This is a genomic window from Rhodococcus sp. T7, assembly GCF_009872365.1.
Taxonomy (GTDB): domain Bacteria; phylum Actinomycetota; class Actinomycetes; order Mycobacteriales; family Mycobacteriaceae; genus Rhodococcus_F.
In genome coordinates, this window is record NZ_WXYH01000006.1 from 1 (window position 1) to 13,591 (window position 13,591).

Sequence of the window (13,591 nt, forward strand, 5' to 3'; positions counted from 1 at the left end):
CGGAGACAGTAATGCAAGAAGCCGTTACATGCCCGTTGAACTGGGAAGACTTTCGTATTAGTTCAGTCAATAGGGCGAGGCGGGCGATCGCGGAGACGGTGATCTCGTCACCCAAATGCGCAGCCTGCTCGAGCGCGGCGAGGACGCGTTGTCGGCATCTGGTGCTGTGGGCCTGCCGGGCGGCGGCGATGGCGTTGGTGTTCACGGTCTCTCCAGTGGCTTGCCGAGATCGGGCTGGCGGTTGATGCTGGGCATGCCCAGGCCGGTCACCTGGCGGGTGCGTCGCACTGCCGAGATGGCCGTGGCGATGTCGGCTTGTTCGGCGGGGGTGAGCTGTTCGAGATGTTCTTCGACTCGGTGCACGAGGTCTTTGACCCGTCGGATTTCCTCTTCTGAGGGCAAAGCTTCTGTCCTGGCCCAGTTTTCGAGATCGGCGGTGGCCAGTACGCGTTCGCGGTCTCGGAGTAGGTCATGCAGGTATGCCTTCAACTCGGGCAGATGGGAGGGATCGGTGTGGAAGTGGTCGCAGCCGACGCAGCGGAACCGGAATGGGCAGGCGCCACCCCCAGCTTGGACGTTCGAGGGTTCGCGGCAGGTGCCGTAGGGCACCGAGACTTGGCGGCACCGAGGACGTGACGCTGATGACCCGCCTCAACCGGCCGCTTCGTACCTTCGCGCAGCCAGGGTTGGCTGATCGCGGTGAAGTCCAACCGTCCGCGATGGCCAAACACGGACATCGCCCAGATGTCCTTGGCCTGTTCGGCTTCCAGTTCGTCCTCGTGTGTCGAGGCGGCCAGCGCACCAGCCGGCAACGCGCGGGCATCGCAGAGCTGGGCGAGGATCTCGGGCGGCAACGCCCGGTGTGGGGCCGGCCGGTCCGGGCGCCGGGGAACGTCCTCGCGGCGGAGCGCGAAGTCGTCGGGCAGCCCGCCGAGTGGCTCGCCGGCCCGGGTCAGGCCGAGTAGTCGCATTTGGCGTAGCGCGTGATGGACCTTCCGGCAGCCCAGGGATCGGGACAAGGCGCTGATCTTGTCGCAGTGCTCCAGGTGGGCGAGTCGCTGCAGGAACATCTCGATGTCGTGGCGGCCGAGCGCGCCGATGATCAGGCCGTGGTCGCTGCGATGGATGCGCAGGCTCTCCGAGAGCCCGGTCAAGGCCGCGACGTGAGCTCTCAGCACTGTGGTGACTCCGTCGCCTCGACGGCGTATCAGGTCTTGTATCGCCCACCGCTTCGTACCTTCGCGCAGCCAGGGTTGGCTGATCGCGGTGAAGTCCAACCGTCCGCGATGGCCAAACACGGACATCGCCCAGATGTCCTTGGCCTGTTCGGCTTCCAGTTCGTCCTCGTGTGTCGAGGCGGCCAGCGCACCAGCCGGCAACGCGCTCACCTTGTCACGTCCTCGGTGCCGCCGCGGCCGACGGCTCGGCCTACCCGCTCGACCGCCGCCCGCAACCGCTCCGGTGCGGGGTGGACATACACCTGGCTCGAACTGATCGAGGCATGCCCGAGGAGCTCTTGGACCTCGTCGATGCTCCCGCCGGCATCGAGGACGTTGCTGGCGAACCCATGCCGCAGCGCATGGGGGTGCACCGCCCGATCCAGACCCGCGCGGCGGGAGGCCGCGGCCAGCAGTGCATTGACCGCACCGGGAGTCATCGGCGCGCCGATTGGCGCACGGAACAGGTTCACGAACACGAAGTCGCTCTCCCACGCCCCGGCCTTCGTGGCCCGCTCGGCGACATACTGGTCGTGGGCCTGCACCACAAGGGAATCCACCGGGACGATCCGCGAGTGCCGCGACTTCGCCCACGCGCCATTGATGTTCTGTCGCCGCACCACGTGCAGGTGCGATCCGGGGAAGCTGCAGCCCAAAGCCGATGAGTCGAGCAGGAAGTGGACGTCCTCGCGCCGCAGTCCAACCACCTCGCCGCGACGCAGACCTGCCAGCGCGAGCAGCAGCATCAGCAGCCGGTCACGCGCCGATCGACACGCCCGCAACAGCAGGAGGACGTCGTCATCGCTGGCCCGGCCGGGCCGTTGCCTGACAATCGGAACCCGGTGCCGGGCCCTCATCCGCAGCCTCCAGGCGCCGTCCTCGCCGCGCGCCTCCGCCGGCAGGTCCTGGCTATCGGCAAGCTCGTACAGTTGACCAAGCACTCCTCTCGGAGCGTCGCCGTGATCCACCGCGAAGGCCAGGAACCCCCGCACCCCCGCGAGCACGCAGTTGATCCGCCTCGGTCCACGCACCACGATCGTGCCCACCCCGCCGGCCGTTGCCCCTCCTGGCTGCGACGGGGAGTGGCGAAGCCACAGCACGAACGACGGCATCTTCCCCGCCGCGGCCTGCCAGTCCTGCCCCGTGGCCGCGCACCACGACAGATACAACGCGACAGCGCCCGCATACGACTTGGTCGTGGACTCGGCCCCATCACGCCCGAACCTCACATACCGCAGATATGCATCCGCCACCGACATGACCAGCAGGTCCTCGTCGATCACCGTCCAGTACCGCGTTCCAGAGGGCATCTGCACCGGAAAAGCTCGCATCGTCGTCATCTCCCTTGTCAATCATGGCCGCCACAACGACGACCACCTGACCGACACGCGGAGAGAACCCGTTGTCCACCAAGCAAGTGATCAGCTAGTGCCACAGTGCGCGACAAGTGATCGGACCCCGAGGGAACCAAGGAAATGGGACGGCGAGCGAAGGCTGGTTGCGGTATCTCCGCTCGATCAATCCGTTATCTGCCGGATGTAGAGCAGCCTGTCATCGGCTTCGATTGAGTCCACCTCGGGTGTTCCGCTGCGCAGCAACTGTCCGTCGCGCACCACACCGAGGACGATGTCGGGCAGCTGCCGCGGTGAATCGCCGACCTCGCCGGGTTCGACGGCGCGTTCGGCGATCGCGAATCCGGTCTCCGGGGTGAGCAGGTCCTCGATGATGTCCACCACGTTCGGGGTGGTGGTGGCGGCGCCGAGGAGCCGGCCGGCGGTCTCGGAGGAGACGACCACGGTGTCGGCGCCGGACCGGCGCAGCAGGTGCACGTTCCCGGCCTCCCGGACCGAGGCGACGATCTTCACCTCCGGTGCGAGTTCGCGCGCGGTGAGCGTCACCAGCACCGCGGTGTCGTCGCGGCTGGTGGCCACGACAATCGACGACGCATGCTGCGCCCCGGCCAGTCGCAGGACGTCCGATCGGGTCGCCGACCCGTGCACGGTCACCAACCCCTGCCCGGTTGCCGTCTCGAGCACCGCCGGATCGGTATCGACGACCACGATGTTCGAGGGGTCGGCCCCGTCACCGAGCATCGCGGCGACGGCGGCGCGGCCCTTGGTGCCATAGCCGACGACGACGGCGTGATGGCGGGTGCGGCGACGCCACCGCTGAATCTTGTAGCTCTGGCGGGAGTTCTCGGTCAGCGCCGCGAGGGTGGTGCCGACCAGCACGATGAGGAAGAAGATCCGCAACGGGGTGACGATCAGGATGTTGACCAGCCGCGCCTGCGCGGTGATCGGGGTGATGTCCCCGTACCCGGTGGTCGAGAGCGACACCGTCGCGTAATACACGCAATCCAGCAGCGAGAGCGGATTCTCCTGCACGTCGCGGTAGCCGACGCGGCCGAGATACACGATCAGCACCACCACCGCCAACGCGGCGAGCGCGTACCCGATCCGCCGGGTGATGGCCCGCCCGGGACTGCCGTGCAGCTGCGGCACCCGCAGGATACCGACCAGCGCGAAGTCGGGGCGTTCGGTGAGCACGTCGGACCCGGCTGAACCGGGCGCGCAACCTACCGGGCATCGCCTCGCCACCTCGTTCTCGTCGCCGGTCTCGGGGCGGAGCCTACGCGCAGACAGCCAGTGGGGCGGGTACCACCCGATACCACTGTGCCGACGCCAAACGTCCGATCCGTTCAGGTGAGCCGGTCGACAGCCCCGCAGTCGAGCGAAGTTGCCCGCGGCGTCGAACCCGGCCTGTGGGAGGCGGCGCCGACGAGCAGGCCCGCCAGCAGCTTGTAGTCGTCTAACGCGACCGCGGGATCGTCAAACAGGTCACTTCAGCGGACGCGGAGGGGTCATGCTTACGCTCCGGTCGGCCGCCGAACGGAAGGTTGAGACGAATGTCCGAGAAGAGCGTGAGGAAAGCGGCACCCCCTGCTGTGTTGACTGTGGGCGCCCGGCTGCTGGTACGCAGGCAGTCCGAGGCGACCACGACTGGGGAGATTGTCGAGGACTACGCCGAACTGACCGACTCCGCGGAACGCGGCCACCACTGGGCGCCGGTGCACCGGTGGGCGGTTGCCCTCGACGACGGGCGACTGGTCTTCGCCGACACCGAAGACCTCACCGCCGATCCCGGCACACGGTGATCCGCGCCGGAGGCCAGGCCTGACCGGCTGAGTAGTCACCTGCAGGTGAAACGGTCAAGCCAGGGAGAGGGCCCCGCCAGCCTCCGTGTCTTCACATGCGGTCCCAAGCCTTCGGCGCGTGGTGGCGCGACCCCTGTTGCGAGAACGCCGCAGCGCCTGAGGTTTCGGTTGCCCGGGTCGGCCGGTCCCTGCGCCGACCCTTGGTGCGGACCCCGATTTCTTCTCGCGTGGTCGCTTCCCGATGTGCGGGATTCGTTGGTTCGGCGGTCGGCTCGTCATCCACGGGCCACGCCCGATCCTTTGGCCGCTGCCATGTCTTGTTCATCTGCCGTTCAGATTGGGGGGCTTCGATAGAGGGGTCCCACGATCGTGGGCACACCGATTCCGACGCTGCGTCGGAACGTATGCAGGAGGCACCTCTGTGACCATCCTCCACTTCCAGCGGACCCGCGTCGCGGCTGTGGCGGTGGCGGCCGGGTTGACCCTGGCCGCGTGCGGTGGCAACGACAGCACGGGCGGCGGCGAGGGAGAATCCATCTCCGGGCCGGTCGTGATCGACGGATCCAGCACCGTCGAACCACTGTCCTCCGCCGCCGCCGAGCTGTTCATGGGCGAGCACCCCGATGCCAACGTCACCGTCGGCACCTCCGGCACCGGCGGTGGGTTCGAAAAGTTCTGTGCCGGTGAGACCGACATCTCGGATGCGTCCCGGCCGATCAAGGACAGCGAGATCGCCGTCTGCCAGTCGAACAACATCCAGTACAGCCCGCTCGTCGTCGCCAACGACGCGCTGAGCGTCGTGGTCAACAACGACAACACCTGGACCGACTGCCTCACCGTGGCGCAGCTCAACAAGATCTGGGCGCCGGGGTCGACCGTCAACAACTGGAACCAGGTCGATCCGTCGTTCCCGGACGAGCCGCTGCAGCTGTTCGGCGCCGGCTCGGACTCGGGCACCTTCGACTACTTCACCCAGGCCGTCAACGGGACGGAGGGCGAAAGCCGCACCGATTACAACCCGACCGAGGACGACAACATCACCGTCCAGGGGGTGTCCGCCACCAAGGGTGCGCTCGGCTACTTCGGCTACTCCTACCTGGAGGCCAACGCGGACAAGGTCAAGGGCGTCAAGATCGACAGCGGCGGCGGTTGCATTGCGCCCTCGACCCAAACCGCGCAGGACGGCACCTACAAGCCGCTCTCGCGTGAGCTGTTCATCTACGTCTCCGACGCCGCCCTGAAGAAGCCGCAGGTCGTCGCCTTCGCCGACTTCTACCTCGGGTCCAACCAGGAGATCGTGGAGGCGGCGAAGTTCATTCCGCTCACCCCCGCGCAGCTGCAGGTTGCGCAGGCCGAGCTCGACGCGCTGAATGCGAAGGCCGGCAACTAAAGTGAGTTCCGGCCCGATCACGGCGGGCTCCCCGGGCGCACGCTCGGGGGGGCTGCCGCCGGTCGGATTACCGGTCGACCTCAGCGCGCAGAGCAACCGCATCGGCGAGCGGATCATCAAGGTCCTTCTCGCCGGTTCGGCGTTTCTGTCGGTGGTCATCACCGCGGCGATCGTGGTGGCCCTGATCGCCCCGCTGTTCACGTTCTTCCAGAACGTGACCATCTGGGAGTTCCTGACCGGCACCACCTGGACGGCCGGGTTCGGCAGCAAGACGAGTTGGACCGACAAGGAATGGGGTGTGCTGCCGCTGGTCGCCGGCACCCTGAGCACCACGATCATCGCCCTGCTCGTCGCGGTGCCGCTCGGCCTCGGTGCCGCCACCTACCTGGCGGAGTACGCCGACGAGCGGATCCGCCGGGTCGTCAAACCGATCCTGGAGATCCTGGCCGGGGTGCCGACCGTGGTCTACGGCGTCTTCGCGCTGACCATGGTCACCCCGCTGCTGCAGGACTGGGTGGGCGCGCAGATCTTCAACAACCTCTCGCCCGGCATCGTGATGGGCTTCATGATCGTCCCGACGGTGGCGTCCCTGTCGGAGGATGCCATGTCGGCGGTGCCGCACGCGATGCGTGAGGGCTCCTACGCGCTGGGCGCGAACCGGATGCAGACCACGGTGCGGGTGGTGTTCCCCGCCGCGCTGTCCGGGATCGTGGCCGCGATCGTGCTGGGCCTGTCCCGGGCGGTCGGTGAGACGATGATCGTCGCCATCGCCGCCGGTAGCCAACCGCAGTTCACCCTCAACCCGCTGGTGGGTGCGCAGACCATGACCGGGTTCATCGCGCAGGTCGCCAGCGGTGACGCCCCGCAGGGCAGCCCGGTGTACTACTCGCTGTTCGCGGTCGGTGCGCTGCTGTTCTTCCTCACGCTGCTGATCAACATGGTCAGCATCACCCTGGTGCGCAGATACCGGCAGGCCTACTGATGACCACGACGTCGGTGAAGAAGACTCCCGTCGATCTCGGGAAGGTTCTCGTCACGGGCAAGCGGCGCAACCGCACCCGTTCGGCGGTATTCGCCGGGATCCTGTGGGTGTGCCTGGCGCTCTCGTGCCTGTTCCTGTTCGCGGTGCTGGCGGTCATCATCGTCGAGGGACTGGCCCGCTTCGACTGGAACCTGATCTCCCAGCAGCCGTCCCGGCTGCACCCGGAAACCTCCGGTGTGCAGTCGGCGATCTTCGGCACCCTGTGGGTGATGCTCGGCACCATCATCTTGGCCATCCCGATCGGTATCGCCGGCGCGGTCTATCTCGAGGAGTACGCGGACAGCACCAAGTGGTGGAATCGGCTGATCGAACTCAACATTCAGAACCTGGTCGCGGTGCCGACGATCATCTACGGCATCCTGACGTTGGCGTTCGTGGTGCGCGGTCCGATCTCGCTGGGCCCGGTGGTGCTGGCCGGCTCGGTGGCCCTGGCCCTGCTCATCCTGCCGGTGATCATCATCACCACCCGCGAGGCGCTGCGCTCGGTGCCGCGGGACATCCGGGACGCCTCCCTGGCGTTGGGCGCCACCCTGTGGCAGACCACCTGGAAGCAGGTCTTGCCGTCCGCGATCTCCGGTATCGCCACCGGCACGATCCTGGCCCTGTCCCGGGCGATCGGGGAGGCCGCCCCGCTGCTGCTGGTCGGGGCGACGGTGTTCGTCACCGTCAATCCCGAGGGCTTCCTGGATCGGTACACGGTGCTGCCGGTGCAGATCTTCAACCTGGTGAAGTTGCCCGAGGAGGCGAATCAGCAGCTGGCGTGGGCCACAATTTTACTGTTGATGGTCATCCTGCTCGCGATGAACGGCCTCGCGATCTGGATGCGCAACCGTTTCCAGCGGCGCTGGTGACCCCGGGGAGGACCCGAGTTTCATGACACGAACGAGGCATGCAGCCATGAGTACCGAAGAAGAGTCGACGCCCGTCCTCGATGCGCAGGACGAGCAGCTGCTCAAGCGAATCGCCCACCACCACGCCCCCCGGGCACCGAAGGGCGGCAGGTCCTACGCCATGATGGCCACCGATGGCCTCGGGGTCAGCTACAGCGGCCTCCGCGCGATCGGTGAGGTGAACCTATCGTTCGCCGCCAACGAGGTCACCGCGCTGATCGGCCCCTCCGGGTGCGGGAAGTCGACCGTGTTGCGGTGCCTGAACCGGATGAACGACCTCATTCCCGGCGCGAAGGTGCACGGCACGGTCACCTACCGCGACATCGACATCAACGACGCCGCGGTCGATGTGATCGAGTTGCGCCGCCGGGTCGGCATGGTGTTCCAGAAGCCGAACCCGTTCCCGAAGTCGATCTACGACAACGTCGCCTACGGGCCGCGCGTGACCGGCATGAAGACCCACAGCATGGACGAGGTCGTCGAGAGGGCGCTGCGTGCCGCCGCCGTGTGGGACGAGGTCAAGGACAAGCTCAAGCAGGACGCGACCGGCCTGTCCGGCGGTCAGCAGCAGCGCCTGTGCATCGCCCGCGCGATCGCCACCGAACCCGAGGTCATCTTGATGGACGAACCGTGCTCGGCCCTCGATCCCATCGCCACGGCGAAGATCGAAGACCTGATCGACGAGCTGTCCGAAAAGTTCACCATCATCATCGTCACGCACAACATGCAGCAGGCCGCCCGGGTGTCGCATCGCACCGCGTTCTTCACCGCCGAGGCCGACGAGCACGGCAATCGGGAGGGCAAGCTGGTCGAGTTCGACATCACCGAGAAGATCTTCTCCGCGCCGGCCGACCCGCGGACCGAGGCCTACATCAGCGGCCGGTTCGGCTGAGACGACCGTGTCCAGACCTGGTGCGTTGACCGCCGCCTGGAGGTCACCGCGTCATGGAGAGGCGGACGAGGAGGCCGGCATCGCCTGCGTGCCGGCCGAAATGTGGGAGGGGGCTTCTCGGTGAGCATCGACGCACGGCGGGTGGACGAGGTCGTGACACTCACCGACCGGCGGGCCTCCACCTCGCGGGACGGCCGGGTCCTGCTCGCCGAACCCGACCCGGTCATCGCCGCCGCACTGATCGACTCGGCCGACGGCGCCGGCGTCCGGACTCAGTGGTGCACCGACGGCGCCGCCGCGCTACTGGCGGTCGGCGCGAATCTTCCCGCCGTCCTCGTGGTCGCACCCGAGATGGTGGGCGGTGTCAGCGCCGTCCAGGTGATCGCGACGGTACGCGGGCACTCGGATGTGCCCATCCTGGTCGGTGCACAGCCCGGGAACGAGACCCTCACCCGGCAGGCGATCGCGGCCGGGGCCACCGCCACGACGGTGCGACCGTACGATTTCACCGATATCCGGCAGTTCATGCAGCACCCACCCGCGCCACCGCCTCGAACGGCACTGGTCGCCGGCCCCATCCGCGTCGACGCCTCCGGTTTCGAGGTGCATGTCCGCGACGTGGAAGTCCTGCTGACGCGCCGCGAATTCGAGCTGCTGAGCTATCTGATCGAACAACGCGGCCGGGTTGCCAGCGCCGACCAGATCAGCAGGGCGGTGTGGGGTCGCGCCACCGACACCAACACCGTCGCCGTCCACATCCGGAGACTGCGCACCAAGCTCGGAGCAGATCCCGATCACGGGCACATCATCAGAACAATCCGTGGAGTGGGGTACCGGTTGGCGCCCTCTCTGTGCGAATGACGGCAGACCACGACGGTAGGAAGAATGGCCGAGACAACCCCTCCGCCACCGGCGTCCGCAGTGAACAACCACCGACCGGTCGTGCGGGCGGCGCCGGTGACGAATCCTGGAACGCCGGGTTCGCGGCCCTTCGCCGCTACGTCGAACGGTGTGGGAACGCCGCCCCGCCGGCCCCCACCCGCGCCACCGGAATCGACCTCGGCCGGTGGGTGCGGCGGATCCGGGACGTGTACTGGCACGGCACCCTCAGCCCGGACCGCATCCGCATCCTCGAGGCACTGCCCGGGTGGACCTGGGGACCGGCTCGGCCGAAGAGCTGGCGGTCCGGTTTCCTGGCCTTGCGCCGTTTCCTCGAGGCCCACCGCACCGCGGTGGTGCCCGAAACCGCCCTGGTCGACGGCGTCGCGCTCGCCGAATGGGCGCGCACCCAACGCGAGGAGCATGCCGCCGGCACGCTGGCCCCACCGCGGGTCGCGGCCCTCGACACGCTGCCCCACTGGCAATGGGACCCCGAGATGTATCGCTGGACGCAGGGCCTGCACACGCTCCGCGACCATGTCCGGGTGCACGGGTCGGCGGACGTTCCACGCTCCGCGCAGAGTGAGGGGTTTCCCCTCGGCACCTGGATTGGGCGCTGCCGGCAGGACTTCCACGCCGGCGCCCTCGCCCCGGAGCGGATCGCCGCGCTCGAGCAGCTACCCGGGTGGCGCTGGAGCCGCGTCGACGAAAGCTGGCTCGCCGGGCTGTCCGAGCTGCGCCGGTTCATCGACACGCACGGGCACGCCGCGCCCAGCCAGCGGTACACGGTGGGCCAGTTCCGGCTGGGTATGTGGGTGGCCCGGCGGCGGCGCGAGTACCGCGCCGGAAAGCTCGCGCCCGACCGCGTCACCGAGCTCGAGGCGCTGCCCGGGTGGCAGTGGAACCCCGCCGACGAGCGGTGGCGGCAAGGTTTCACCGCACTGACCGCCTACGCCGCCGCGCACGGGCACGCCAGTCCGGCGCATCGAGAAACCGTCAACGGTGATGCGGTCGGCAAATGGGTCGCCAATCAGCGTCGCCGGCATGCCCGCGGCCACCTGGGCGCCGACCGCGTCGCCTCGCTCGAGGCACTGCCGGGCTGGGTGTGGGCAGGGCGCAGACACCCGCAGCACTGAGCACCGCGCGGTGTTTGTCGACGGCTCCGCGAACCCGCAGCGGTGTTCGGCACCGTGTGAAAGCGGTCGTCGGCGCACGTGCAGGTGATCGACCGGCGCGACGCCGGCCGTCGTGTTGGGACGAACCGCGAGAGCCGCTTTCAAACCACCGACAATCCTCCTCGGGAGAGTGATCGGATAACCGGAAGAGCCGAAGGCGAGGAGAAGGCGGGTTTCGGGTGAACGAACCACCAACGAGGGAACCCAGGGGAACACGTTGGACCAGGTCAAGAGCCATAGCCCGGCGGGGCAGGCCCCGCCGACCGTCCCGTCACCGCAGACTCGGGGGTGGCAAGTCCTCACCCGTGGCCGGTCGTACTCGGCGAGCGGTCAGCCGATCGCGCACCCGCCGCAGTTCGCTGTCCGTAGGCATCTCATGGGAGAGGTTGGTGATCGCGACTCTGATGTCGACGTCCTCGACCGGGCCGGCACCGATCTTGTCGACCATCACCGCGACCTGCTCGACCTGCTCGTCGGTCAACGCGGCCCCGCAGAGGGCCACCAACGGGATGTAGCCGTGTGGGTCGCCCGTCTGCGGGTAGCCGGCACGCAGCCACCCCACGAACGACCTGAGCCAGACCACCACCCGCATGAGCGGATCATCCCCTGCTCGAGCTGCCGCGCACAACGGTCGACGAGATGGCCGGCCGCAGCGGCGAGCATGAGGTGTGACGGCACACCCGATCACGCCACGGGAAAGTCTCCCGTCACCACGAAAATGACGTTACGACCGATCTCCACGGTGTGATCACAGAAGCGTTCGTAAAAGCGCCCCAGCAGCGTGATGTTCACCGCCGATGCCGCCCCGTACGGCCAGTCGTCACTCTTGGTGACCGCGAACAACTCGCGAAGCAGAGCATCGGTCCGATCATCTGCCCTGATCAGTTCCAACGCCCGCTCGCAGTCGCGGTCACGCAGTACCTCGGTGGCCGCCGCAGCCTGCGCCTTCGCTGCCACACCCATCTCCGAGATGACACCCCGAAGCTCACCGGGGACGACCGGGGCGGGGAAGTGCAACCTCGCCACCTCGGCGACATGCGCCGCTAGGCTGCCCATCCGCCGCAGATCGGCGATGTTGTGGATGCCGCTGATCAGAGCGCGCAGATCCTGCGCGACCGGCGCCTGAAGGGCTATCAGTGTCAGGGCCCGGTGATCGATCTCCTGGGCCCGGTAACCGATCTCGGTATCGACGTCGGCGCATGCTTCCGACGCACCCAGGTCGGTATCGAGCAGTGCCCGTGTTGCGTGATCGATCGCGGTTTCGGTCAACGAACACAGATCGGTGAGATCCGTTCTCATGTTCTCGAGCTGCCCAGAGAAATGTTGCCGCATGTTCCCGTAGCTCCTCCTGCCGCTCGTACTGCTCGTCCGTATCAATCATCGTCCTCGATGATGAATACCCAATTCCGGGAGAATCTCCCCGCATTGACCGGCTGAGCGGGGGTTGGCCGGTCGGTGACCGGGCGATGACGGATTCAAGCGCGTGGCGGTGCATGGGCGGACATCGCGGCGAGCACCGGGACAGCGTCGTCGCCGACATCCCGCGGGACTCGGTGCCCGCGCCGGGACGGACACCCGGGGAGAACGGTTTCACCTTCGGTCTGCGGTACGGCTTGGAGCTGCAGGCGGCCCGGCAGGCCCGCGTGGACGCCGCCCCACTGGCCGACTAGACACAGCGGTGCACTAACTCGGTCAGCAGGTGGGGGTAGGCGCGAGGTAGCGCAGTGTCGGGGCCGGACCGGCGCCGCGGTCGACGATCCAGGCCCCGCCCTTCGCGGTCGCCGCCGCCGGGGGCACACCCGTCGATCCTTGCGCCCGCCCGAACTCGGCCAGGGCATCGAGGACCTCACCATGGGTACAGAAGACCGCCCCGTCGGCCTCCGGCGCCTCCAGCACCGCGAGCAGTTCGTCGGGCGGTGCGCCCACGGTCAGCAGCGGGTGATCGTCGATGCGCAGCCCGCGCGCCGCGGCGAGCGGCAGCAGGGTCTGATGGCAGCGGGTGGCGGGACTGGCGAACAGGGCCCGGATGTCGATGCCGTTCAGCGCGGCGACGAGGCCGCGGGCCTGCCAATACCCGAGGGTGCTCAGCGGGCGGTCGGCATCACGGCCGGGCCACCCTGTCTTGTCGCCCGCGTGGGCGTGACGGACCAGGACGAACATTCCCGCACCTTCCCACCGGCAGCGACACGGCTTCGGTCGTCGGCCGGTACCGGTGATCGTCGTTGAAGAGTCGCATCTGTGGTGGTCGTTCGCCGCAGATTCGCCGGCAGTAGCGCTTGTGTGTCTCGCCCTCGGACCCGATCGAGCGCGGCAGGCGCTCGCCCGGACCAGAGAACGGGTGTCGTCGATCCGGGCATTGCCGCCACCGCTGACCCGGGCGGAGGATTGCCCAATGACGAACGATGAAGAGCTGCTCCACATCGAACGAGTCATCGATCGCCTCGATACGCGTTACCCGGACATCGCCCGGGAGAGCATCGAGGAGGTCGTGCGCTCCGCGCATGCGCATTTCGTGAACGGGAAGGTGCGCGACTTCGTTCCCCTGCTCGTCGAACGGGCTGCCCGCGAGAGGATCCAGGGGCTGGTGTCGTCGTAGGCGTATTGGCGCAGCCCCCGCAGGTCAGGTGGCTTCGGTGTCGGGGTCTTCATCGTCGAGGTCTTCGCTGTCGCGGAAGATCAGATTGCCGTCGTCGAGGGCGATGGCCCACCGCCGGGAGAAGGCCCAATCCCGCGCGTAGGCCTTCGGGCTGAGGCCACCCGAGCCGGTAAAGTCCTCGATGATCACTCCCGCTGCGAGGGGCCACTGTTCTTCAGGGATCTGCGGATCGAGTGAGTGAGGGGTTCGCACCCGTGTTCCGACCGAAAACCGTCGCCGTCGCCCACTCTTGGGATCAGGGTTCATCGACATGCGTCTTCCCGTTCCGCTCGGTGATGTCGCAGGGTGTCATCGGT

17 protein-coding genes and 1 pseudogene are annotated in these 13,591 nt (G+C 67.8%); 9 read left to right on the forward strand and 9 right to left on the reverse strand.

Annotated elements, in window-relative coordinates; genetic code table 11:
* From MLGJGCBP_RS51255 to MLGJGCBP_RS00785, 5 genes and pseudogenes are all read right to left on the reverse strand, one after another.
* Window positions 1–205 (reverse strand): hypothetical protein (locus MLGJGCBP_RS51255; RefSeq protein WP_442972072.1); only part of this gene is annotated, 205 nt, incomplete at its 3' end.
* On the reverse strand, window positions 202–489 hold the full coding sequence (locus MLGJGCBP_RS00770; RefSeq protein WP_012686953.1) for a hypothetical protein: 288 nt from the start codon (window positions 487–489) through the stop codon (window positions 202–204). The genes MLGJGCBP_RS00770 and MLGJGCBP_RS51255, both read right to left, overlap by 4 nt.
* Window positions 486–1,388 carry a hypothetical protein gene (locus MLGJGCBP_RS50265; RefSeq protein ID WP_012686952.1) on the reverse strand — a complete coding sequence of 301 codons (903 nt, stop codon included), beginning with the start codon at window positions 1,386–1,388 and terminating at the stop codon, window positions 486–488. The genes MLGJGCBP_RS00770 and MLGJGCBP_RS50265 overlap by 4 nt, the downstream gene beginning before the upstream one ends.
* Entirely contained in the window at window positions 1,385–2,557 is a 1,173-nt protein-coding gene (locus MLGJGCBP_RS00780; RefSeq protein ID WP_012686951.1) for a tyrosine-type recombinase/integrase, read from the reverse strand. The genes MLGJGCBP_RS50265 and MLGJGCBP_RS00780 overlap by 4 nt, the downstream gene beginning before the upstream one ends.
* 177 nt (window positions 2,558–2,734) lie before the next feature.
* Window positions 2,735–3,803 (reverse strand): annotated as a pseudogene (locus MLGJGCBP_RS00785) (potassium channel family protein).
* A gap of 319 nt (window positions 3,804–4,122) precedes the next feature.
* Here MLGJGCBP_RS00785 and MLGJGCBP_RS00790 point away from each other — a divergent pair.
* The 7 genes from MLGJGCBP_RS00790 to MLGJGCBP_RS00820 all read left to right on the forward strand — a co-directional run bounded on the left by MLGJGCBP_RS00790 (window position 4,123) and on the right by MLGJGCBP_RS00820 (window position 10,600).
* Window positions 4,123–4,371 (forward strand): hypothetical protein, encoded by a 249-nt coding sequence (locus MLGJGCBP_RS00790; protein ID WP_012686949.1) that lies wholly within the window; start codon window positions 4,123–4,125, stop codon window positions 4,369–4,371.
* Window positions 4,372–4,792: 421 nt separating this feature from the next.
* The gene (locus tag MLGJGCBP_RS00795; protein ID WP_007297994.1) at window positions 4,793–5,761 is read left to right on the forward strand and encodes a PstS family phosphate ABC transporter substrate-binding protein; all 969 of its coding nucleotides are present in this window, start codon (window positions 4,793–4,795) and stop codon (window positions 5,759–5,761) included.
* A 1-nt stretch (window position 5,762) separates the two neighbouring features.
* Window positions 5,763–6,743 (forward strand): phosphate ABC transporter permease subunit PstC, encoded by a 981-nt coding sequence (gene pstC / locus MLGJGCBP_RS00800; RefSeq protein WP_007297993.1) that lies wholly within the window; start codon window positions 5,763–5,765, stop codon window positions 6,741–6,743.
* Window positions 6,743–7,654: a phosphate ABC transporter permease PstA gene (gene pstA / locus MLGJGCBP_RS00805; protein ID WP_007297992.1), complete on the forward strand. Its 912-nt coding sequence runs from the start codon at window positions 6,743–6,745 to the stop codon at window positions 7,652–7,654. The genes pstC and pstA overlap by 1 nt, the downstream gene beginning before the upstream one ends.
* A 160-nt stretch (window positions 7,655–7,814) precedes the next feature.
* Complete coding sequence (pstB, locus tag MLGJGCBP_RS00810; RefSeq protein WP_012686948.1) at window positions 7,815–8,585, forward strand: phosphate ABC transporter ATP-binding protein PstB; 771 nt, start codon at window positions 7,815–7,817, stop codon at window positions 8,583–8,585.
* Window positions 8,586–8,705: 120 nt separating this feature from the next.
* Window positions 8,706–9,446 (forward strand): winged helix-turn-helix transcriptional regulator, encoded by a 741-nt coding sequence (locus tag MLGJGCBP_RS00815; protein ID WP_007297990.1) that lies wholly within the window; start codon window positions 8,706–8,708, stop codon window positions 9,444–9,446.
* The gene (locus tag MLGJGCBP_RS00820) at window positions 9,443–10,600 is read left to right on the forward strand and encodes a helicase associated domain-containing protein (protein ID WP_007297989.1); all 1,158 of its coding nucleotides are present in this window, start codon (window positions 9,443–9,445) and stop codon (window positions 10,598–10,600) included. The genes MLGJGCBP_RS00815 and MLGJGCBP_RS00820 overlap by 4 nt, the downstream gene beginning before the upstream one ends.
* 310 nt (window positions 10,601–10,910) lie before the next feature.
* On the opposite strand, the gene MLGJGCBP_RS00825 is transcribed toward MLGJGCBP_RS00820, so the two are convergent.
* Complete coding sequence (locus MLGJGCBP_RS00825; protein ID WP_007297988.1) at window positions 10,911–11,231, reverse strand: DUF3349 domain-containing protein; 321 nt, start codon at window positions 11,229–11,231, stop codon at window positions 10,911–10,913.
* 92 nt (window positions 11,232–11,323) lie between these two features.
* On the reverse strand, window positions 11,324–11,971 hold the full coding sequence (gene phoU / locus MLGJGCBP_RS00830) for a phosphate signaling complex protein PhoU (protein WP_007297987.1): 648 nt from the start codon (window positions 11,969–11,971) through the stop codon (window positions 11,324–11,326).
* A 134-nt stretch (window positions 11,972–12,105) separates the two neighbouring features.
* Between phoU and MLGJGCBP_RS00835 the strand changes: the two genes are divergently transcribed.
* Window positions 12,106–12,309, forward strand: coding sequence for a hypothetical protein (locus tag MLGJGCBP_RS00835; RefSeq protein WP_012686946.1), 204 nt, complete (start codon window positions 12,106–12,108; stop codon window positions 12,307–12,309).
* A 22-nt stretch (window positions 12,310–12,331) separates the two neighbouring features.
* On the opposite strand, the gene MLGJGCBP_RS00840 is transcribed toward MLGJGCBP_RS00835, so the two are convergent.
* Window positions 12,332–12,799 carry a SixA phosphatase family protein gene (locus tag MLGJGCBP_RS00840; protein ID WP_007297985.1) on the reverse strand — a complete coding sequence of 156 codons (468 nt, stop codon included), beginning with the start codon at window positions 12,797–12,799 and terminating at the stop codon, window positions 12,332–12,334.
* Window positions 12,800–13,031: 232 nt separating this feature from the next.
* Between MLGJGCBP_RS00840 and MLGJGCBP_RS00845 the strand changes: the two genes are divergently transcribed.
* Complete coding sequence (locus MLGJGCBP_RS00845) at window positions 13,032–13,235, forward strand: three-helix bundle dimerization domain-containing protein (protein WP_007297984.1); 204 nt, start codon at window positions 13,032–13,034, stop codon at window positions 13,233–13,235.
* A 24-nt stretch (window positions 13,236–13,259) separates the two neighbouring features.
* On the opposite strand, the gene MLGJGCBP_RS00850 is transcribed toward MLGJGCBP_RS00845, so the two are convergent.
* Complete coding sequence (locus tag MLGJGCBP_RS00850; RefSeq protein WP_236580855.1) at window positions 13,260–13,487, reverse strand: hypothetical protein; 228 nt, start codon at window positions 13,485–13,487, stop codon at window positions 13,260–13,262.
* Window positions 13,488–13,591: the final 104 nt, after the last annotated feature.

Coding starts and splice junctions, on each gene's coding strand:
- MLGJGCBP_RS00790 (WP_012686949.1), top strand. CDS start 4,123: ATGTCCGAGAAGAGCGTGAGGAAAGCGGCACCCCCTGCTGTGTTGACT.
- phoU (WP_007297987.1), bottom strand. CDS start 11,971: ATGCGGCAACATTTCTCTGGGCAGCTCGAGAACATGAGAACGGATCTC.
- pstB (WP_012686948.1), top strand. CDS start 7,815: ATGATGGCCACCGATGGCCTCGGGGTCAGCTACAGCGGCCTCCGCGCG.
- MLGJGCBP_RS00825 (WP_007297988.1), bottom strand. CDS start 11,231: ATGCGGGTGGTGGTCTGGCTCAGGTCGTTCGTGGGGTGGCTGCGTGCC.
- pstA (WP_007297992.1), top strand. CDS start 6,743: ATGACCACGACGTCGGTGAAGAAGACTCCCGTCGATCTCGGGAAGGTT.
- MLGJGCBP_RS00820 (WP_007297989.1), top strand. CDS start 9,443: ATGACGGCAGACCACGACGGTAGGAAGAATGGCCGAGACAACCCCTCC.
- MLGJGCBP_RS00840 (WP_007297985.1), bottom strand. CDS start 12,799: ATGTTCGTCCTGGTCCGTCACGCCCACGCGGGCGACAAGACAGGGTGG.
- MLGJGCBP_RS00835 (WP_012686946.1), top strand. CDS start 12,106: ATGACGGATTCAAGCGCGTGGCGGTGCATGGGCGGACATCGCGGCGAG.
- MLGJGCBP_RS00780 (WP_012686951.1), bottom strand. CDS start 2,557: ATGACGACGATGCGAGCTTTTCCGGTGCAGATGCCCTCTGGAACGCGG.
- MLGJGCBP_RS00845 (WP_007297984.1), top strand. CDS start 13,032: ATGACGAACGATGAAGAGCTGCTCCACATCGAACGAGTCATCGATCGC.